The organism is Conexibacter woesei DSM 14684, assembly GCF_000025265.1.
GTDB lineage: Bacteria > Actinomycetota > Thermoleophilia > Solirubrobacterales > Solirubrobacteraceae > Conexibacter > Conexibacter woesei.
Map to the genome: position 1 here is coordinate 1,625,719 of NC_013739.1, position 19,179 is coordinate 1,644,897.

Annotated in this window: 17 protein-coding genes; 8 read left to right on the top strand and 9 right to left on the bottom strand. The window is 73.9% G+C overall.

What is annotated here, in order from left to right; all coding sequences use genetic code 11:
• Positions 1 to 153 precede the first annotated feature (153 nt).
• The gene (locus CWOE_RS07685) at positions 154 to 2,337 is read left to right on the top strand and encodes a class I tRNA ligase family protein (RefSeq protein ID WP_012933017.1); all 2,184 of its coding nucleotides are present in this window, start codon (positions 154 to 156) and stop codon (positions 2,335 to 2,337) included.
• A 97-nt stretch (positions 2,338 to 2,434) separates the two neighbouring features.
• Here the strand turns inward: CWOE_RS07685 and CWOE_RS07690 are convergent, their stop codons facing one another.
• Positions 2,435 to 3,733, bottom strand: coding sequence for a globin-coupled sensor protein (locus CWOE_RS07690; protein WP_012933018.1), 1,299 nt, complete (start codon positions 3,731 to 3,733; stop codon positions 2,435 to 2,437).
• A 10-nt stretch (positions 3,734 to 3,743) separates the two neighbouring features.
• Here CWOE_RS07690 and CWOE_RS07695 point away from each other — a divergent pair, with 10 nt between their 5' ends.
• From CWOE_RS07695 to CWOE_RS07705, 3 genes are all read left to right on the top strand, one after another.
• Complete coding sequence (locus CWOE_RS07695; RefSeq protein WP_012933019.1) at positions 3,744 to 4,955, top strand: PQQ-dependent sugar dehydrogenase; 1,212 nt, start codon at positions 3,744 to 3,746, stop codon at positions 4,953 to 4,955.
• A gap of 11 nt (positions 4,956 to 4,966) precedes the next feature.
• Positions 4,967 to 5,770, top strand: a complete 804-nt coding sequence (locus CWOE_RS07700) for an MBL fold metallo-hydrolase (protein WP_012933020.1) — start codon at positions 4,967 to 4,969, stop codon at positions 5,768 to 5,770.
• Between the two features lie 126 nt (positions 5,771 to 5,896).
• Positions 5,897 to 6,676, top strand: coding sequence for an SGNH/GDSL hydrolase family protein (locus tag CWOE_RS07705; protein ID WP_012933021.1), 780 nt, complete (start codon positions 5,897 to 5,899; stop codon positions 6,674 to 6,676).
• On the opposite strand, the gene CWOE_RS07710 is transcribed toward CWOE_RS07705, so the two are convergent.
• From CWOE_RS07710 to CWOE_RS07720, 3 genes are all read right to left on the bottom strand, one after another.
• Positions 6,673 to 7,923: a PucR family transcriptional regulator gene (locus CWOE_RS07710; RefSeq protein WP_012933022.1), complete on the bottom strand. Its 1,251-nt coding sequence runs from the start codon at positions 7,921 to 7,923 to the stop codon at positions 6,673 to 6,675. The genes CWOE_RS07705 and CWOE_RS07710 overlap by 4 nt on opposite strands.
• A gap of 70 nt (positions 7,924 to 7,993) precedes the next feature.
• A complete protein-coding gene (locus CWOE_RS07715) occupies positions 7,994 to 8,272 on the bottom strand; it encodes an antibiotic biosynthesis monooxygenase family protein (protein WP_012933023.1) in 279 nt (92 codons plus the stop codon).
• An 80-nt stretch (positions 8,273 to 8,352) separates the two neighbouring features.
• Positions 8,353 to 9,402: a Glu/Leu/Phe/Val dehydrogenase dimerization domain-containing protein gene (locus CWOE_RS07720; protein WP_012933024.1), complete on the bottom strand. Its 1,050-nt coding sequence runs from the start codon at positions 9,400 to 9,402 to the stop codon at positions 8,353 to 8,355.
• A 127-nt stretch (positions 9,403 to 9,529) separates the two neighbouring features.
• Between CWOE_RS07720 and CWOE_RS07725 the strand changes: the two genes are divergently transcribed.
• Both CWOE_RS07725 and CWOE_RS07730 read left to right on the top strand, forming a co-directional pair.
• On the top strand, positions 9,530 to 10,573 hold the full coding sequence (locus CWOE_RS07725) for a DegT/DnrJ/EryC1/StrS family aminotransferase (protein ID WP_012933025.1): 1,044 nt from the start codon (positions 9,530 to 9,532) through the stop codon (positions 10,571 to 10,573).
• Positions 10,570 to 11,508, top strand: a complete 939-nt coding sequence (locus tag CWOE_RS07730) for an NAD-dependent epimerase/dehydratase family protein (protein WP_012933026.1) — start codon at positions 10,570 to 10,572, stop codon at positions 11,506 to 11,508. Before CWOE_RS07725 ends, CWOE_RS07730 begins: the two co-directional genes overlap by 4 nt.
• On the opposite strand, the gene CWOE_RS07735 is transcribed toward CWOE_RS07730, so the two are convergent.
• The gene (locus CWOE_RS07735; protein WP_012933027.1) at positions 11,505 to 12,212 is read right to left on the bottom strand and encodes a polysaccharide deacetylase family protein; all 708 of its coding nucleotides are present in this window, start codon (positions 12,210 to 12,212) and stop codon (positions 11,505 to 11,507) included. The genes CWOE_RS07730 and CWOE_RS07735 overlap by 4 nt on opposite strands.
• Positions 12,213 to 12,231: 19 nt before the next feature.
• Between CWOE_RS07735 and CWOE_RS07740 the strand changes: the two genes are divergently transcribed.
• Complete coding sequence (locus CWOE_RS07740) at positions 12,232 to 13,080, top strand: hypothetical protein (protein ID WP_012933028.1); 849 nt, start codon at positions 12,232 to 12,234, stop codon at positions 13,078 to 13,080.
• Here the strand turns inward: CWOE_RS07740 and CWOE_RS30400 are convergent.
• The 3 genes from CWOE_RS30400 to CWOE_RS07755 all read right to left on the bottom strand — a co-directional run bounded on the left by CWOE_RS30400 (position 13,061) and on the right by CWOE_RS07755 (position 17,468).
• Positions 13,061 to 14,194, bottom strand: coding sequence for an MGDG synthase family glycosyltransferase (locus tag CWOE_RS30400; RefSeq protein WP_012933029.1), 1,134 nt, complete (start codon positions 14,192 to 14,194; stop codon positions 13,061 to 13,063). The genes CWOE_RS07740 and CWOE_RS30400 overlap by 20 nt on opposite strands.
• Before the next feature lie 32 nt (positions 14,195 to 14,226).
• Positions 14,227 to 15,825, bottom strand: a complete 1,599-nt coding sequence (locus CWOE_RS07750) for an RNA polymerase sigma factor (protein WP_012933030.1) — start codon at positions 15,823 to 15,825, stop codon at positions 14,227 to 14,229.
• Between the two features lie 203 nt (positions 15,826 to 16,028).
• Positions 16,029 to 17,468, bottom strand: a complete 1,440-nt coding sequence (locus tag CWOE_RS07755; RefSeq protein ID WP_012933031.1) for a gamma-aminobutyraldehyde dehydrogenase — start codon at positions 17,466 to 17,468, stop codon at positions 16,029 to 16,031.
• A 51-nt stretch (positions 17,469 to 17,519) separates the two neighbouring features.
• Between CWOE_RS07755 and CWOE_RS07760 the strand changes: the two genes are divergently transcribed.
• Positions 17,520 to 18,263 (top strand): cytochrome c biogenesis CcdA family protein, encoded by a 744-nt coding sequence (locus tag CWOE_RS07760; RefSeq protein ID WP_012933032.1) that lies wholly within the window; start codon positions 17,520 to 17,522, stop codon positions 18,261 to 18,263.
• 63 nt (positions 18,264 to 18,326) lie between these two features.
• Here CWOE_RS07760 and CWOE_RS07765 read toward each other — a convergent pair whose 3' ends face one another.
• On the bottom strand, positions 18,327 to 19,139 hold the full coding sequence (locus tag CWOE_RS07765) for a glucose 1-dehydrogenase (RefSeq protein ID WP_012933033.1): 813 nt from the start codon (positions 19,137 to 19,139) through the stop codon (positions 18,327 to 18,329).
• Positions 19,140 to 19,179: the final 40 nt, after the last annotated feature.

The following is a 19,179-nucleotide window of genomic DNA, read 5'->3' on the forward strand; positions in this document are numbered from 1 at the left end:
TGAAAATCACATCGTGAAGAAACTGAAGATCGGCGCGGATCGCAGTTGACAGTCGATCTTCGGATTAACGAACGTTCACCGGCCGGCGCGCACAGCATGCGAGTGCCGGGTTCGCGGTGGTGAATCTGCCAGTCAGGCCGAACTGGGGGGACGATGGCCTCACAAAGCGTCACGCCGGAGTACACGCCGGCAGCGATCGAAGCGCGGTGGCAGGAGGCGTGGCGCGAGGCGGGCGTCTTCGCGACCCCCGCGCCGAGCGAGGGCGAGCGCCCTGCCTACATCTTCGCGGCGTGCCCTTTCACCTCGGGCAGCGCTCACATGGGTCACATCCGCAGCTACTCGATAAGTGACGCCTACGCGCGCTTCCTGCGCACGCGCGGCCGTGCGGTGCTGTTCTCGATCGGCTTCGACGCGTTCGGCCTGCCGACCGAGATCGGTGCGATCAAGAACGAGCTGACCCCGAACGAATGGGTCCAGCAGTGCCGCGTGCGGATGCGCGAGCAGTTCGACCGGCTCGGCTACTCGTTCGACTGGGAGCGCGAGTGGGTCACGAGCGAGCCCGAGCTGTACAAGTGGACCCAGTGGCTGTTCCTGCTGCTGCTCAGAGAGGGCCTGGTCTACCACGCCGAAGGCCAGGTCGACTGGTGCGACAACTGCAAGACCGTGCTCGCGAGCCTGCAGGTCGAGGACGGCACCTGCTGGCGCTGCCACGAGCCGACGCGCCTGGTCGAGCGCTCGCAGTGGTACCTCGGGATCAGCCGCTACCTGGAGGAGAACGAGCGCGGGATGGAGCTGCTCGGCGGCTGGAACTCCGCCGCGGTCGGCGCGCAGCGGACGATGCTCGGCCGCGTCGACGGCGTCGAGCTCGACGGCGCGACGCTCGATGGGACGCAGCTGACGGTCTTCACGCCCCACGGCGACGCGGTCGAGCAGGCCGAGTTCGTGGCACTGTCGCCGAGCCATCCCGACATCGACGCATGGACTCTCGACGACGACGTGCGCGAACAGGTCGCACGGATCCGCAGCGGCGGGATCGCGCGCGACGAGCGCGGCGCCGACAACGTCCCGATCGTCGACAGCGGCCGCACGCTCGGCATCGCCGGCTACAAGGACCCGCTGCCCGTGATCGTCACGCCGGCGGTCGACGCACGCTTCGGCCGCACCGCCGTGCTCGGGATCCCGTCGGTCGACCGCACCGACGCCGCGATCTCGCAGCGGCTGCAGAGCGGCGGCAGATCGCTGTTCGCGTGGAAGCTGCCGCCCGGCCCGCCGCGCGTGCGCGAGGCGGCGCGCTACAAGGCGCGCGACTTCCCGATCTCGCGCCAGCGCGCGTGGGGCGCGCCGATCCCGCTCGTGCACTGCGACGCGTGCGGCACGGTCGCGGTGCCGGAGGACCAGCTGCCGGTGCGGCTGCCCGACGACCTGCGCCCGACCGGCGAGGGCAACGTGCTCGCCCAGCGCGACGACTTCGCCACGGCGAGCTGTCCGCAGTGCGGCGGCGAGGCCCGGCGCGAGACCGACACGCTCGACTGCCACGTCGACGGCCTCTGGCAGTGGCTGCCGTTCTCGGTCCCGGCGGAGGGCCGTGAGCAGACGATGTTCGACCACGACGAGCTGAGACGGTGGCTGCCCGTCCACCAGGTGATCTGGGGCGCGGACGGCGGCGGCTCGATGTTCGACCAGCGGATGACCGCGAAGGTCCTGCGTGACGTCGGCGTGCTGCCGCACATCGAGCAGGGCGAGCCGCACGAGCGCGTGCTGATGCACGAGATGGTCCACCTCGACGGCCGCAAGATGAGCAAGCACCTCGGCAACGTCGTCGACCCCGACGAGCTGCTCGCGCGCGTCGGCGCCGACACCGTGCGGCTCGCGGTCCTCTACGCGGCCGCGCCGACGAACATCCTCACCTGGACCGACCAGGCGCTGCAGTACTGCCGCCGCTGGCTCGTCAACTTCTGGGGCTACGCGCTGCCGCGGATCGAGGGCGTCGGCGAGGTCCCCGAGCCCGATCCGGAGGAGGGCGCGGTCAAGCTGCGCGGGCGGCTGGAGAACTGGCGCGGCGTCGCGGTCCGCCGCATCACCGAGAACATGGAGGGGTTGGAGACCCACCGCGCCGCCCGCAACGTGATGACGCTCGTCGAGCGGATCAGAGACTTCGAGCAGCGCGTGATCAGACAGCAGGGCGAGTTGACGCCGAGCGACACGGCGGCGCTCCAGAGCGCCCTGCTGACCGCGATCCAGTGCCTCGCGCCGCTGGCGCCGCACGTCGCGGAGGAGCTGTGGGCCGCGGCGGGTCAGGAAGGCCTCGTCGCGGCGACGCCATGGCCTGAGTCGTAGACCTCGAGCGCTTCCAGAGCCCCACAGGGGGAGAGGCGCGGCCCGTCCAATTCGGGGGAGTTGGACGGGCCGCCGCGCCTTCGGCGGCCCACGCCCCTCAGCGGCGCGCGTCCTCGATCAGGTCGCGCGCGTCGTCGAGCGAGCCGGCGAGCGACTCGCCGAGGCTGCCGAGCCGTTCCGCCATGCTCGCGACCTGCTGCGAGACGCCGGTCAGCTCGTCGGCCGAGCGCGAGACGTCGCCGACGCCGTCGACGATCTCGCCGAGCGAGCCGGCGGTCGAGCCGATCGCGTCGTTGATCGCGTTGAAGCTCTCGCGCGCCGCACCGGCGTGCGACTCGACCGCGGAGACCTGGTCGCCGGTCGCCGCGACGGCGCCGCTGACCGACTCGATCGCCGCGAGCGAGTTGGCGTTGAGCTGCGTGATGTCCTGCAACGCCTCGCGCGTGCGGTCGGCGAGCCGGCGCACCTCGTCGGCGACGACGGCGAAGCCGCGCCCATGCTCGCCGGCGCGCGCCGCCTCGATCGCGGCGTTGAGCGCGAGCAGATTGGTCTGGTCGGCGATCTCGCGGATGCCGGTGACGATCGTCGAGATCTCGCGCGTCTGCTCGGTCAGCGACGCGATCTGCTCGGAGATCTGCTCGACGCCGCTGCGCATGTCGCCGACGGCGCGATCGGTCCCCGTCGTGACGTCGGCGCCGCCGCGCGCCAGCTCGACCGACTGCGCCATCAGCTCGTTCGCGCCGGTCGCGCGCTCGGCGATGCCGGTCGAGGTGCGGCTCAGCTCCGTCGCGGAGGCGTACGACTGCTGCGCGGCGGCGGCGAGCGACTGCGAGACGGTCGTCACCTCGCGCTGCTCGTCGGCGACGCGGCGCGTCTGCTGCTCCAGCTGCTCGACCAGCTCGACGGTGCGGTCGCGCGCGTCGATGAACGTCTGCGTCACGATCGCGATGTCGGCGGTCATCACCTTGCGGTACGCCATCAGCGCCTGCGAGAGCCGCTCGGGGTCGTCGCCGTGGCGCTCGACGAGCCACGGGATCGCGACGCGGTCGAGCTGCAGTATCGCCCCGATGAAGGCGCCGATCGGCAGGTCGATGCGGTCGTGCACGCCGCCGATGCGGACGACGTCCTGGACGCGGCGGGCGTCGAAGGTGCCCTCGAAGACGCCGCGGAAGTAGCGCTTCAGCGTCTCCGCGAGCCGTTCGACGGTCGAGTGCCGCTCGACGATCGCGCGCAGCTCCGGCTTCGCCAGCACGTGCGCGTAGAACGCCTCGGGCAGCCCTTCGACCAGCTCCGCGGGCAGCGCGGACTCCGCCAGCAGGGTGGAGGCGAAGCGGACGCGCCTCCCCCCGGTGGTCGGCGGGGCGGCGCGCGGCTTGACGCGCCGCCAGATCTGCAATCCTCGGTCTGTGCACGGTCGCGTCCGCATCACGTCGCTGCTGACCGCGACCGCGCTCGTGGTCGCCCTCGCCGCCTGCGGCGACACGCCGGCCGAGCAGGCGCAGACCGGTCCCGTCAGCGGACCCGACGCCAGCCCTGCGCAGCGCAGCACGGCGATCGGCCTGACGCGCATAGGCCGCTTCGACCAGCCCATCTACGTCACGCAGGCGCCGGGCGACAGACGCCGCCTGTTCATCGTCGAGCAGGCGGGGCGGATCCGGGTCGTGCGCGACGGCAGAACGCTGCGGGCGCCGTTCCTCGACATCTCGGGTCGTGTCAAGAGCGGCGGTGAGCAGGGACTGCTGTCGGTCGCGTTCGCGCCCGACTACGCGCAGAGCGGCCGCTTCTACGTCGACTACACCAACCGCGACGGCAACAGCGAGATCGTCGAGTTCCGGCGCGGCTCCAGCCCGGACCGCGCCGACGGCGGCAGCGCACGGCTCGTGCTCTCCCAGACGCAGCCGGAGGCCAACCACAACGGCGGGCTGCTGCTGTTCGGCCCAGACGGACTGCTCTACATCGGCTTCGGCGACGGCGGCGGCGGGTTCGACCAGCACGGCCGCATCGGCAACGCGCAGAACCTCGGCACGCTGCTGGGCAAGCTGCTGCGGATCGACCCACGCCAGAGCGGCAGCAGACCGTACTCGGTGCCGGCGGACAATCCGTTCGTCGGCCGCGCCGGGGCGCGGCCGGAGATCTGGTCGTGGGGCCTGCGCAACCCGTGGCGCTTCTCGTTCGACCGCGACACCGGCGACCTCAGCATCGGCGACGTCGGCCAGAACGAGCGCGAGGAGATCGACTTCGTGAGCCGTGCGAAGGGCGCCGGCCGCGGCGCGAACTTCGGCTGGCGCGAGTGGGAGGGGACCAACCGCGTCGACAAGAGCCTGCGCGTCGCCAACGCCGTCCCGCCGGTGCTCGAGTACGGGCGGGACGGCGGCTGCTCGGTGACCGGCGGCTACGTCGTCCGCGACCCGCGGCTGCCGGCGCTGCAGGGCCGCTACGTCTACGCCGACTTCTGCGCCGGCAACCTGCTGAGCGCGCGCCTGCGGACGCCCAGAGCGACCGACCGCCGCGCGCTGCGGCTGCAGGTCCCGAACCCGACGTCGTTCGGCGAGGATCTGATGGGACGGATCTACATCACCTCGCAGCAGGGACCGGTCTACCGGCTCGACCCGCGCTGAGCGGTGGCGCGGTGGACCTGCTCGCGCGTCGCGACGTCGCCGAGGTCCGGGCCGGCAACCCCGGCCCGTTCACGCTGACCGGCACCAACAGTTGGATCGTCGGCCGCGACCCGGCGTGGGTGATCGACCCCGGGCCCGCACTCGCGTCGCATCTCGACGCGCTCGCGGCCGAGCTGGAGCGGCGCGGCGGGCTCGGCGGGATCGCGCTCACGCACGACCACCCCGACCACGCCGAGGCGGTCGGCCCGCTGCGCGAGCGCGCCGGTGCGGTGCCGATCGCGGCCGCTCGCGGCGACGTCGAGCTGCTGCTCGCCGACGGCGACCGCGCCGGGCCGCTGACGGCCGTCGCGACCCGCGGCCACGCGCCCGACCACCTCGCGTTCGCGCTCGGCGAGATCGTCTTCAGCGGCGACGCGGTGCTCGGCGAGGGCAGCTCGCTGCTGATCCCCGACCCGGGCGCGCTCGCCGACTACCTCGCCGGGCTGGAGCGCCTGCGGCGGTTGCGGCCGGCGCTGATCTGCCCCGCCCACGGCCCGCTCGTGACAGACCCGGAGGCGAAGCTGGCGGAGTACCGCGCGCATCGGGTCGAGCGCGAGCGGCTCGTGCTGGAGGCGCTCGGTGCCGGACTGCGCACGGTCGACGAGCTGCTCGCGGCGGCATGGGCGGACGCGCCCGCGGTCCTGCGGCCGGCGGCGGCGATCACGCTCGCCGCGCACCTCGACAAGCTCGACGACGAGGGACGGCTGCCGGAGGGCGTCGAGCGGCCGCCGTGGCCGGTCGCGCTCGGGCGCGTCGGGCGCCCGCGCGGCGGTTGAGCAGAACACACATCTCTGTCTGCAATTTTGTCGTGCATTGCAGAGACGCGGGCGGTCCCCACTCGGTACGGTCGCTCTGAGGGCAGGCCCGGGCAGGCCGACACCACAGGAGGAGGGGAAACACTCATGCGGAAGGTCCTGCGACCGCTCGCGCCGATGGTCTGTGCGCTGGCGCTCTTCGGCAGCGCCGGAACGGCGCTCGCCGCCGACGACTACGTCGCGCTCGGCGACTCGTACTCGTCGGGCACCGGCACGGGCTCGTACACGCTCAACTCGGGCTGCCAGCGCGGCATCTACGCCTACCCGTACCTGGCGTCGAGACAGCGCCCGAACACGAACCTCACGTTCGTCGCGTGCAGTGGCGCGACGACCGACGACGTGATGGCGAACCAGATCGCGTCCGTCACCGCCGGCACGGAGCTCGTCTCGATCACGATCGGCGGCAACGACGCCGGCTTCTCGAGCGTCGTCAGCGCGTGCGTCACCGGCAGCTGCGGACCGGCGATCGCCAGAGCGGAGGCGTACATCAGAACGACGCTGCCGGGCAAGCTCAGCACCGTCTACGCCGCGATCCAGAGACAGGCGCCGGCGGCGAGAGTCGCGGTGCTCGGCTACCCGCGCCTCTTCAGCGCGTCCAGCTGCGGCGGCACCTTCGGCATCGACGCCGGCGAGCGCACCGCGCTCAACGGCACGGCCGACCTGCTCAGCAGCACGATCGCGACGGCGGCGGGCTCCTACGGGTTCAGCTACGTCAGCGCGATCCCGTCGTTCACCGGCCACGCGATCTGCTCCGGCAGCGCATGGCTCAACGGGTTCAACCTCTTCGCGATCGGCGAGAGCTTCCACCCGAACAGAGCGGGCAACAGCAGCGGGTACACGCCGCTCGTCCGCAGTGTGATCGGCTAGCGGTCAGCAGCACCGGTCGAAGCACGCAGGCGACGCGCACGGAGGGCCAGCTCCAGCTCGAGCCGGCCCTCCGCGTCGTCCAACCGCTCGCCGAGCAGGTCGCGCAGCTGCGCGACGCGGTAGCGGACCGTCTGCGCGTGGACGTGCAGCTCCTCGCCGGCGAGGTTCGCCGCGCCCTGGTGGCGCAGCCACGCGGCGAGCGTCTCCAGCAGCCGCTCACGAGTCGCCTCCGGCGCGTCGTCGAGCGGCGCCAGCAGCTCCTCCGCGAGCCCGCTCGCCAGCGCGGGCGCGCACAGCAGCAGCAGGTCGACGCGGTGCTCGGTGGCGACGACGAGCGCGGGCGCGGCACGCGTGCCGTCGGCGCCCGGCGCCCCGAGCGCGAGCGCGAGCCGCGCCCAGCGCGCCGACTCCGCCGCCGCGGTCAGCTCCACCGTCGGCCCGAGCGCGGCGCGCACGTCGCGCAGCCGCGCGCGCAGCCCGGCCGCGCGGCCGGGGCCGTCGGGGTCGGGCACGAGCGCGTAGCCGGTGCCGTCGACGCGCGCGAGCAGCGCATCGGCCGCCAGCCGCGCGGCGACCCGCTCGATCCGCTCGTGCCTGAACGCGAGCACGGCGACTGGGCGGTCGGCGCGCCAGTCGATCGTCCGTGCGAGCGCGTGCAGCTCCGCGGCGGACGCCGCCGGCACGCGGGCGATCGCTGCGACGAGCCGGCGGCGGCCGTCGTCGCGGTCGGCGCCCAGCGCCGCCTGCTCGAACGCGAACCCCTCGGCCGAGGCGGCTGAGATCTCGGCGAGGTAGGCGAGGATCGCGTCGGCCAACGCGCCGAGCGTCTCGTGCGTGAGGCCCGCGCCGCTGCTGCGCCGCGCGATCGCCTGCCAGGTCGCGCGGGCGCCGTGGTGGTACGCGGCCAGCAGACCGCCGAGCGAACGCCCGGCGCGCAGCTGACCGCGGCCGAAGCCGAAGTAGAGCTCGAGGCCGGGCAGCTGCTCGCGCGGTCCGGTCTCGATCAGCTCCAGCAGCCCGCGCAGGCCGTGCTCGACCCCGTTGCGCGCGTTCGGCACCCCGACGACCCACTCGCGCGGGACGTCGGCGCGCACGACCGACGCGAGCACGTCCTCGACGAGCGTGTCGACCGACGGCTGCAGCTTCGCCGCGACGTCGGGTCCGAGCACGTCCCAGGGCACGGCGACGGTGCCGGTCCGGCTCGGGCCGGCGCCCCCGTTCGCCTCGACGCCCCATGGTTCGTCCACGTCTGCTCTCCCCGCCCCCGACCGTACCCGATCGCGGCAGGGCGGCGAGGCGGCTGGTCAGGGCACGAGGCTAGAGCGGAACGCCGAGCAGGATGTCGTCGGGTCTGGCGTCCCACTCGGGGCGGTGCTCGTCCCGGAGGCTGCCGATCAGCGGCAGCGCGGCCTCGAACGCCGCCTGCGACTCCCAGACGGACAGCCCGAAGAGGCGGCCGCCGCCGGGGTCGCGCCAGCTGTCGAATCTGATCAGCCCGGGCGGGGCGCCGACGGCGGTGCGCACGCGACGCATGTACGCGGCGAAGTCCTCGACGTGCTCGGACGTCGGATAGTGGATCGCGACTGCGACGAACATCGGCGGTTCTCCTCTCGCTCCTCGATGGCGATGTGAGGCAGTCTGCACCCCTCAGAGGGGTGCAAACTGCCGCAGGTCGCTCAGACCGCGGCGAGTCGCTGCTCGCCGAGCGCGACGGCGGCGGCGAGCGGCGTCGTGCGCTGCGCCTCGGCGGCGGAGAAGATCTCGTCGAGCGTCGCGCCGATCGCGCGCACGCGGCGCCGCGCGACGGCGGCGTCGTAGCCGCCGGGCTCCAGCTCGACGGCGATGTTGACGATCCCGCCCGCGCTGACGACGAAGTCGGGCGCCCACAGGATCCCACGCATCGCGAGCAGGCCGGCGACGGCGTCGGTCGCGAGCTGGTTGTTGGCCGCGCCGGCGATCGCGCGGCAGCGCAGCCGCGGCACGATCGCCTCGTCGAGGAAGCCGCCGAGCGCGCACGGGGAGAGCAGGTCGACCTTCGCCGTCAGCGCGCGCGCCGGCGTCGTCCAGCGTGCGCCCAGCTCGTCGGCGAGCGCGCGCTTGGCCGGGTCGACGTCGGCGAGCAGCAGTCTCGCGCCGGCTCTGGCGCAGCGCGCCGCGACGCGCGAGCCGACGTGTCCGAGGCCGACGATCGCGATCGAACGGCCGGCCAGCGAGGCGTCGCCGAACACCCGCGCGCAGGTCGTCCTGATCGCCGTCTCGACGCCGAGCGCGGTGAACGGACTCGGGTCGCCCGAGCCGCCGCGGCTGCGCGCGAGGCCGGAGACGTGGCTGGTTGTCTGCGCGATCACGGGCATGTCGCGGCTGCCGATGCCGACGTCCTCGGCGGTCACGTAGCGGCCCGCGAGCTGTTCGACCGTCTCGCCGAAGTCGAGCAGCGCCGCACGGCGCCGTCTGCCCGTCAACCTCAGCCCGGGCGGGAGCGCGATCACGCCCTTGCCGCCGCCGAGCGGCTGGTCGGCGCAGGCGGCCTTGTACGTCATCGCTCGCGCCAGCCGCAGCGCGTCGCGCGCGGCGAGCGTCGGGTCGTCGTAGTTCCAGACGCGGCAGCCGCCGAGCGCCGGGCCGCGCGCCGTCGAGTGGACCGCGACGATCGTCGGCAGGCCCGAGCGGGGGCCCCGCCGGACGTACAGCTCCTCATGGTCGAGCGGGGGCAGCAGCGGATCCACGGCGCGCGACGTTATCGCAGTGCACGGCCGGGGGCGCGGCCGGCCGCCGCAGAAGGCGGCGTGCCGGTCTCGTGAGCGGGGGCTAGCCGCACCGTCGGCCCGAAATCCCGTTGGTACGTTGCCCGGCATGGAAGACGAGGCCCCCGTCTCACCCGCACACACTCGCTTCGCGATCGGATTCGATCGCCGCGACACCGACCGCCTGCACCAGCTGTGGGACGACGTGATCGCATCGGAGCAGTGGTCCGAGGGAGAGCTCACACGCCGCTTTGAAGCGGCCTGGTCGGAATGGAACGGCCTGCCGGCCGTCGCGACCGCAAGCTGGACCGGCGCGGCGCTCGCCGCGCTCGCGTACGCCGAGGTCGCGGGACAGCGCGTCCTGTGTCCGTCGAACACGTTCATGGCGACGCCGCTCGCGATCGCCGCGGCAGGCGCGGAGGTGGTCTTCGCCGACTGCAACCGCGACGACCTCTGCATGTCGTTCGAGGACTTCGAGCGCAAGGCGGAGGCGCACAGACCGCGTGCCGCGGTGCTCGTCCACATCGGCGGTCACATCGCGTTCGACAGCGAGCGGATCGCCGACTACTGCCGCGCGCACGGCATCTTCCTGATCGAGGACTGCGCGCACGCCCACGGCGCCGTCTGGAACGGCCGGCGGCCCGGCTCGTTCGGCGACGCGGGCGTCTGGTCGTTCTACGCGACCAAGACGGTCTCCACAGGCGAGGGCGGCATGCTCGTCTCGCGTCACGACGACCTGATCGCCTTCGCGCGCGGCTTCCGCAACTACGGCAAGCCCGACCACGTCCAGCACGGGCTGAACTTCCGCATGAGCGAGTTCACGGCCGCGCTCGGGCTGGTGCAGACCGAGCGGATGGAGGAGCTGGTCGCGTGGAAGCGGCAGGTGGCGCGCGAGACGCTCGACCCCGCCAACCCGGGCCGGCTGCGCCTGCCGGACGGGATGGAGTCCGGCTACTACAAGTACGTCACGTTCGACCCGCTCGAACGCTCGACCGGCAAGGTCTACGACCAGCCGTGCCACCGCGTGATGGGCCACGACGTCGAGCTGCCGAACAGCGACTGGGTCGCCGGCAACCACTGGTGCGCACCGCTCTACTACCGCCCGCAGGGCGACCATGCCGCCGTCGCGGCGACGACGGGAGGCACGCGATGAGAGTGCTCGTGACCGGGGGCTCGGGCTTCATCGGCTCGCACGTGGTCGACCAGCTGCACGCGGCGGGGCACACGCCGTGCTCGTTCGACCGCCGGCCGTCGCCGTTCCACGCACCGGACGAGGTCGAGACGGTGATCGGCGACATCCTCGACCCGGCCGCGCTGAGCGCGGCGATGGAGGGCTGCGACGCGGTCCTCCACCTCGCCGCCGCGGCCGACGTCGGCGAGGTCGCGAAGGACCCCGCCGGCGCGGAGGCGCTCAACTCGCGCGGCACGTTCAACGTGCTGGAGGCCGCCCGCGGCCAGGCGATCGAGCACGTCCTCTACGCGTCCACGATCTGGGTCTACTCCGACGGTGCGAGCCGGCGCGTGGACGAGGATGAGCAGCTCGCGCTGCCGAGCCACCTGTACACGGCGACGAAGCTCGCGGGCGAGGCGTACTGCCGTTCCTACGCCGCGCTCTACGGCGTGCGGACGACGATCCTGCGCTTCGGCATCCCCTACGGCCCGCGCGCGCGGCCGGCGGCGGTCGTGCCCGCGTTCGTCGAGCGGGCGCTCGCGGGCGAGCCGCTGACGATCGCCGGCGACGGCGCCCAGTCGCGCCGCTTCGTCTACGTCGAGGACCTGGCGGAGGGCGCCGTGCGCGCGCTGCAGCCGTGCCGCGAGGACAGCTGCCGCGTCTACAACCTCGTCAGCGACCGCGACGTCTCGATCCGCGAGATCGCCGAGGTCGTGCGCGACGTCGTCGGCGAGACGGAGATCGTCTTCACGCCCGCGCGCACGGCCGACTTCGGCGGCGTCGCGGTCTGCGGCGAGCGGGCTGCGAGCGAGCTGGGCTGGAGCGCGCGGACGCCGTTCGAGGAGGGCGTCCGCCGCTACGTCGCGTGGCGCCGGGGCGAGGAGCTGACCGCCGGCGACGCGCTCGTGACCGCCTAGCCCGGACCCGCGCCGGCGGTCGCGTCCGCGGCCAGCCCCGCGCCGGCGATCGCAGCGAGGATCGCCGGCAGCGCCGCGGCCGTCTGACGCCAGCAGCCGGGCTCGCTGAAGACGTCGGAGTCGTGCAGCAGGATCACGTCGCCGGCGGCGGGCGCGGCCGCCGCCAGCGCGGCGATCCGCGCCGCGCCGGTCGCGTTGCGCCAGTCGCGCCCCCAGTGCGACCACAGCAGCACGTCGAAGCCCGCGCGCCGAACGGCGCGCAGGCCGCCGGCGGAGAAGATCCCGTACGCGGGGCGGTAGAGGCCGCAGCGGACGCCGCTCGCCTGCTCGATCGCCTGCGCCCCGCGGACCGCGTCGCGCGCGACGGCGGCGGGCGAGAGCCGCAGCTGGCAGCGATGGCGGAAGCCGTGCACCGCGAGCGTGTGGCGCTCCCGCACGATCCGCCGCACGAGCGCCGGGTGGCGCTCCGCCTGCTCGCCGACGAGGAAGAACGTCGCGCGCGCGCCGGCGGCCGCGAGCGCGTCGAGCACGGCCGGCGTGCCGTCTGGATGGGGACCGTCGTCGAACGTCAGCGCGACGCCGGGAGCCGCGACGCGACGCGGGACGCGGAGGGCGCGCGCGACCGGGACGGCGACGGGGGCGAGCGCGGGCAGCGACCACGCCGCGGCGGCCGCTGCGGCGGCGGACGGCGGCAGCGCAGGCACCCCCGTATCGTCTCATGCGATGGACGGCGGCAACCTTGCGGGGATGGCGATCGCCGCCGCGGCGGCGGGCTGCTACGAGTGCGGCTACGCGCTGCAGGCGATCGAGGCGCGCACCGTCGACCAGCGCCACGCGCTGCGCCTGTCGTTGGCGCGGCGGCTGGCCGCCAGACGCCGCTGGCTCGCCGGAACCGCGCTGTCGCTCGTCGGCTATCCGCTCCAGGTCGCGGCGCTGACGCTCGCGCCGCTCGCGCTCGTGCAGCCGATGCTGGCGCTCGGGCTGTTGCTGCTGCTCGCGCTCGGGCACTTCTACCTGCGCGAGCCGATCGGCCGCCGCGAGCTGCTGGCGACGGCCGGGATCGTCGCTGGGGTGCTCGCGATCGCCGTCGCAGCACCGCAGCGCGCGGAGTCGGCGATGCACGGGACAGGGCTCGTCGTCGTGCTCGCGCTGCTCGTCGCCGCCGCGGCGCTGCCGTGGCTGCTGCGCGCGGTGCGCGGCGACACGCGGGGCGGGCCGCTCGTCGTCGCGGCTGGTGCGGGGGACGCGTTCGCGGCGCTGGCGGCGGCGCTCGTCGCGGCGGAGCTGGAGCGCGGGCGGATCGGGCTCGTGCTGCTGTGGACACTCGCGGCGGCGGCCGCGGCGGGGGTCGGGTTCCTGTGCGAGATGACGGCGCTCCAGCTGCTGCCCGCGACGCGCGTCGCACCGCCCGTGCTGGTGCTGCAGGTGGTCGTCCCGGTGCTCGGCGCGAGGGTGGCCGGCGGCGAGCAGTGGGGCTCCTCCGCGCCGCTGGTGTGGGGTGGCCTCGCGCTGGTCGCGGCAGGCGTCGCGCTGCTGGCGGCCTCGCCGGCCGTCAGCAGGCTGCGAGCGTAGCCCCGGACAGCGCCGCGACCTCGTCGGCGGCGGCGGGGAGCGCGGCGAAGGCGCCGGCGGGCAGCGGCGGGCCGTCGAGCGCGGCGCGCAGCGCGGTCCGCAGCGCGGCACGGTCGCGCGCGACGGCGGCGAGGCGGTGGCGCGCGTACGCGCGATCGTTGGCGCGGATGTGCGCGCGGCCCCAGCCGTAGGAGATCGGCGGGCAGCCGCACATGATCGCCTCGAGGACGGTCAGCCCGGCGGTGGTATGGACGAGCGCGTCCGCGGCCGCGAACAGCTCCGGCAGGCGCGTCGTGAAACCGAGCGTGCGCACGCTCGGGTCGTCCGCGAAGCGGGTGTCGATCGCCGCGCGGACGGCGTCGGCGTGGCCGCAGACGACGACGGCGACCGCGCCGGCGGCGCGCGCCTCCGCGGTCGCGCCGAGCAGGTCGCCGACGCCCCAGCCGCCCCCGGAGACGGCAACGACCGGCTCGTCGGGCGGGAGGTCGAGCGCGGTGCGCGCCGCGGCGCGCGGGGGCGGGGAGAGGAAGGCGGGGTCGGAGAAGCCGCGCACCGCCACGACGCGCGTCCCGGGCGCGATCCGCGCGATCTCCGGGATCGACTCGGGATGGATGCAGAGGTGCAGGTCGATGCCCGGGTGCGCCCACCAGCGCAGTGCGGCGAGGTCGGTGATCGCGGAGCAGACGGGCGTCGTGAGGGCGCCGTAGGCGCGCAGGCGGCCGAGCACCTCGCTGACGCCGGGATAGGTCGAGACGACGACGTCGGCGCCGCTGTCGGCGATCCGCCGCAGCAGCCCGCGGCGGCCGAGCCGCGTCGTCGCGGCCTGTGCGAAGGCGCGCGTCGGCGGCACCTGCGCGATCAGCGCGTACTCGAGGTCGAACAGCCGGTTGCCGAGCGCCGAGTGGAAGCGCGAGCCGCCGAGCGCGATGCGGTCGAGCGGGCTGCCCAGCGCCCGCAGGCCGTCTTCGACGGTCGCCTCGATCCCGCGCTCGGCGAGCCCTTCGCGCAGCCGCTCGGCGGGCAGGTCGTGGCCGCCGCCGATCGACGCCGTCAGGATCAGCGCCCGTCGCGCGGTCGCACCACCGAGCGCCGTCGCCTCGCCGCCGCCGCTCACCGCGCCGGCGCCGCCTGCCGGAAGCGGGTCGCTCAGCGGGCCGGCGGGTTCGTGTTGCTCGGCGTCGTGCCGGCGCCGCCGGTCGACGACGGCGTCGCGGGCGGCTGCGTCGTGGGCGTCGACCCGGTCGTCGGCGTCGTCGGCGCGGTCGTCGGCGGTGCGCCGGAGCCCGTCCCGGCCGTGCCGCCGGTCGGTGGCGCGGTCGTCGTGCCGCCGGTGGTGGTCCCGCCGGTGCCGGTCGTGCCACCGCTGCCGGTCGTCCCGCCGGTCCCCGTAGTGCCGCCGCTCCCGGTCGTCGGCTCCGCCGGCGGCGTCGTGACGGGGTCGACGACGACCGGCTCCTCGAGCGTCTCGTCGGCCGGCGCCTCAGCGCCGCCGTTGCCGTTGCCGGTCGTGATCGGAGCGGTCGTGGGCGGGGTCGCGACGACGCGCGCCGGCGCCGTGGCTCTCGGCCGCGCGTCCTTGACCTTCGCCGGTTCCGCCGTCCCACGCGCGTCTGTCGAGGCGGAGGCCGACGAGGCGGGCGTCGCCGCGACGGCCGGCGCCGTGTCCGCCGCGACCGCGGCCGCGAAGGTCGGCCGGTCACGCGGCTTCTCGACCTGCACGATCGCCGCGCCCTTGGCGGACTGCTGGGGCGGGTTCAGCGTGCGCTTGACCTCGACCGCGCCGCCGGCGCCGACGACCGCCGCCGCGACGACGGCCGCGACGTGGCCCGCGCTGACGGTGCCGCCGACGGCCGCGCCGTAGCCGACCGCCGCCGCACCGCCGGCGGCGGCCCCGCCGCCGGCTGCGGTGCCGCCCGCGGCCGCGCCGCCGCCGCCGATGCCGAGCAGCTTCGCGACCAGCGCGAACGGCCCGAGCGCCGGCGTCAGCGCGGCGAAGCGCTCGCGCATCGACTTCAGCTCTCTCTTGTACGCGCGGCAGCCGGCACAGTCGTGCATGTGGCGCCGCGCGAGGCCGCTGGCGCGGACCCCGCGGTCGTGCGCGCCGACCAGCTCCTCGCGGATCTCGACGCAGGCGGTGTCGCGCGCCTCCGCGGCCTGCGCGAGGCCCATGCGGGCGCGCACCAGCAGCGACTTGACGGCCGGGACGGTCACGTCGAGCGCCGCGGCGAGGTCGGCGTACGACATGCCGACGATCTCGCGCATCAGGAGGGCGGAGCGCTGCTGCTCCGGCAGCCGCCTGACGTCCTCGACCAGGCGCCGCAGCGACTCGCGCTGCTCGGTCTCGGCGATCGGGTCGTTCGCCGGCGGCCGGATCTGCTCGAACATCTCAGGCGGCGGCGGCGCGGGCCGTCGCAGCTCGTCGATGCAGCGGTTGTGCGCGACGCGGTAGAGCCAGGCGCGCAGCGAGACCTCGCGGTCGTTGGCGCGCAGCGCGCCGTACGCGCGCACGAAGACGTCCTGCAGCGCGTCCTCGGCGTCCTGCCTCGAGCCGGACAGCATCTGGCGCGTGTAGGCGAACAGGCGTGCGCGGTAGCGATCGTGGATCGCGCGGAACGCCTCTTCGTTGCCCTGGCGAAAGAGCTTGACGAGCTGCTCGTCGGAGCGCAGCCGCAGCAGGGGGCCGACGGAGGCCCGGCTCTTCTGCCGGGGAACACCTGCCGTGGCTGGGATCGAAGACGCTTCCACTGGAATCTCCTACCCGTTCAACGGGGCCTGCGGCGCAAAGTTGCTCGCAAGCCCCGTCGACCGGGTTGGTAGGGGGGACCGTACTTCATCTCGAAGACGCTCCCCAACTGCTCTCATCGATCTTTAACTAGCCGCACGCGGCATTTTGTGACAGCAGAACGGAGATTTCTTGTCTGTCGGGCGACCGTTCCGGGCCGCGACGGTCATTGGATGTTCGCCATCACGTGCTTGATCTGCGTGTAGTCCTCGAAGCCGTATTGGCTCAGATCCTTGCCGTAGCCGGACTGCTTGAAGCCGCCGTGCGGCATCTCCGACACGAGCGGGATGTGGTCGTTGATCCAGACGCAGCCGAACTTCAGCGCCTTCGACATCCGCAGCGCGCGGCCGACGTCCCGCGTCCAGACCGACGACGCGAGCCCGTACGGCGTGCCGTTGGCCCATCTGAGCGCCTCGTCCTCGTCGGAGAAGCGCTGGACGGTGATGACGGGCCCGAAGATCTCCTGCTGGATCATCTCGTCGTCCTGGCGCAGGCCGGCGACGACGGTCGGCTCGTAGAAGAAGCCGGCGCGGTCGGGGGCGCGGCCGCCGGTGACGACCTCGGCGTTGCCCGGCTTGCGCTCGACGAAGCCGGCGACGCGCTCGCGCTGGCGCGCGGAGTTGAGCGGCCCCAGCGTCGTGTCGGCCGACATCGTGTCGCCGATCACGAGCCCCTGCGCCTGCGATGCGAGCCCCGCGACGAGGTCGTCGTGGAGCCCGCCGCCGACGAGCACGCGCGTCGCGGCGGTGCAGTCCTGCCCGGCGTTGTAGTAGCCGGCGCCGGCGATCGCCTCGGCGACCGCGTCGAGGTCGGCGTCGTCGAACACCACGACCGGCGCCTTGCCGCCCAGCTCCAGGTGGACGCGCTTGAGCGAGTCGGCCGCCGCCTTCGCGATCCACTTGCCGGTGCCGACCGAGCCGGTCAGCGAGACCATGTCGACCTCTGGATGGGTGACGAGCGCCTGCCCGGCCGGGTCGCCGTGGCCGGTGATCACGTTCAGCACGCCCGGCGGCAGGAACTCGGCGGCGATCTCGGCCAGCCGCAGCGTCGTCACGGGCGTTGTCTCGGCCGGCTTCAGCACGACCGTGTTGCCGGCCGCCAGCGCCGGTCCGATCTTCCAGCCGGCCATCATCAGCGGGTAGTTCCACGGCGCGATCTGGCCGACCACGCCGATCGGCTCGCGCCGGATCATCGACGTGTAGCCGGCCATGTACTCGCCGGCGGACTTGCCTTCGAGGATGCGGGCGGCGCCGGCGAAGAAGCGCAGGTTGTCGACGAAGACGGGGATCTCGTCCGACTTGACCGCCTCCAGCGGCTTGCCGGCGTTCTCGGCCTCCAGCTGTGCCAGCTCGTCGCCGTGCGCCTCGACCGCGTCGGCGATCTTCAGCAGCGCGACCGAGCGCTCGCCCGGGGTCGCGCCGCCCCAGCCGTCGAAGGCGCGGCGGGCGGCGGCGACGGCACGGTCGACGTCGGCCCCGGTCGACAGCGGCGCCTCGGCGATCTGCGCGCCGGTCGCCGGGTTCAGGACCGGCTCCGTCCGGCCCTCCGCGGGGTCGGCGTGCTGCCCGTCGATGAAGTTGCGGAGCGTGCGAACGGCGGTTGCCATACGGGTCTCTCTCCTTGCGGTCGTTGTTCGCAAGATACCCTCCAGGGCACGATGGATCCCGCTTCTGGAGTCGGCATTCCGCTCGCCCTCGCGGCGGGCCTCGTCTCGTTCCTGTCGCCGTGCGTGCTGCCGCTCGTGCCGGGCTACATCTCGGCCGTCGCCGGGGTGACGCCCGACCAGGCGCGCGAGCGCGGCGGGACGCTGCGCGTGCTCGGCCCGAGCCTGATGTTCGTGCTGTCGTTCTCGACGATCTTCATCCTGCTCGGCCTCGGCGCGACCGCGGTCGGCTCGACGCTGCAGGACCACCGCGAGCTGCTGGAGAAGATCTCCGCCGCGGTGATCATCGCGATGGGCGTCTTCTTCGTCGCGGCACCGTTCGTGACGAGACTCAACCGCGAGTTCCACGTCGGCGGGCTGATGGCGCGCGCCGGCCGCGGGGGCCCCGTGATCGCCGGCGCCGCCTTCGCGATCGCCTGGACGCCGTGCATCGGCCCGACGCTCGGCGCGATCTTGTCCGCGGCGGCGCTGTCGGACTCGGCCGGGCGCGGCGCGCTGCTGCTCGCCTTCTACTCGGCCGGGCTGGCGATCCCGTTCCTGCTGACGTCGATCGCGTTCGGGCGCATGACGACGGCGTTCGCGTTCGTCAAGCGCCACTACGGCGCGGTGATCGGGACCGGCGGCGTCGTCCTGATCGCGATGGGGATCCTGATCTGGACGGGCGAGTTCTTCCGCCTCAACATCGAGGCGCAGAACCTGCTGAGCAACCTCGGCCTCGACTTCTGGAACAGTGTTTAGCTGCGCGCTGCGCGCTTGCTGCACACTGGAAGAACTCGCCTAGCGGCTCGCTCTTCCGCTCTCTCACACGAATCTCGGATACGTCGTCATCCCGCCGTCGACGAACAGCGTCGAGCCGGTGACGTAGGCGGCCTGCTCGGAGGCGACCCAGGCGACGGCGGCGGCGACGTCGCCGACCGTGCCCCAGCGGCCGAGCGGGATCTGGTCCTCGACGGCCTGGCGAGCCGCGGGGTCGGCGAGCACGCCGGCGTTGATCGGCGTCTCGATCGCGCCCGGCGCGACGCTGACGACGCGCACGCCGTGCGGCGCCAGCTCCTTCGCGATCGATTGCGCGAACAGCTTCACGCCGCCCTTCGTCGCGCTGTAGTGCGAGAAGCCCTCCCACGGGATCAGCTCGTGGACGGAGGAGAGATTGACGATCGCGCGAGGACCGGAGGCGCCGTCGGCGGTCATCAGCCGCGCCGCCGCGCGCGAGCAGAGGAAGACGCCGGTGAGGTTGACGGCGAGCACGCGCTGCCACTCGGCGAACGGCATCTCGACGAGCGGATACTGCTTCTCGACGCCGGCGTTGTTGACGAGCAGGTCGAGCCCGCCGAGCCGCTCGGCGGCGCGCGCGAAGCCGTCCTCGACGGATCGCTCGTCGCTGACGTCCATCGCCAGCGCGAACGCGTCACCGCCGCCGCGCCCGATCTGCTCCGCCATCGCCGTGGCGACGTCCGGCGTGCCGACGTGGTCGATCGCGACCGCGGCGCCGTGCGCGGCCAGCTCGTACGCGATCCCCTGGCCGATGCCGGAGTCGGCGCCGGTCACGAGCGCGCGCCGGCCGCGGAGCAGCTGCGCGGACTGCGGACGGGGCTCGAATGGCGGAACGTCCATCAGCGTGACAGCATGCTCTGACCGCCAGACGGATCCGAGC

Bases quoted from the DNA above. Each gene is read 5' to 3' on its own strand.
- CWOE_RS07730 (WP_012933026.1), top strand. From the start codon at position 10,570: ATGAGAGTGCTCGTGACCGGGGGCTCGGGCTTCATCGGCTCGCACGTG.
- CWOE_RS07740 (WP_012933028.1), top strand. From the start codon at position 12,232: ATGGACGGCGGCAACCTTGCGGGGATGGCGATCGCCGCCGCGGCGGCG.
- CWOE_RS07725 (WP_012933025.1), top strand. From the start codon at position 9,530: ATGGAAGACGAGGCCCCCGTCTCACCCGCACACACTCGCTTCGCGATC.
- CWOE_RS07755 (WP_012933031.1), bottom strand. From the start codon at position 17,468: ATGGCAACCGCCGTTCGCACGCTCCGCAACTTCATCGACGGGCAGCAC.
- CWOE_RS07705 (WP_012933021.1), top strand. From the start codon at position 5,897: ATGCGGAAGGTCCTGCGACCGCTCGCGCCGATGGTCTGTGCGCTGGCG.
- CWOE_RS07685 (WP_012933017.1), top strand. From the start codon at position 154: ATGGCCTCACAAAGCGTCACGCCGGAGTACACGCCGGCAGCGATCGAA.
- CWOE_RS07765 (WP_012933033.1), bottom strand. From the start codon at position 19,139: ATGGACGTTCCGCCATTCGAGCCCCGTCCGCAGTCCGCGCAGCTGCTC.
- CWOE_RS07760 (WP_012933032.1), top strand. From the start codon at position 17,520: ATGGATCCCGCTTCTGGAGTCGGCATTCCGCTCGCCCTCGCGGCGGGC.
- CWOE_RS07715 (WP_012933023.1), bottom strand. From the start codon at position 8,272: ATGTTCGTCGCAGTCGCGATCCACTATCCGACGTCCGAGCACGTCGAG.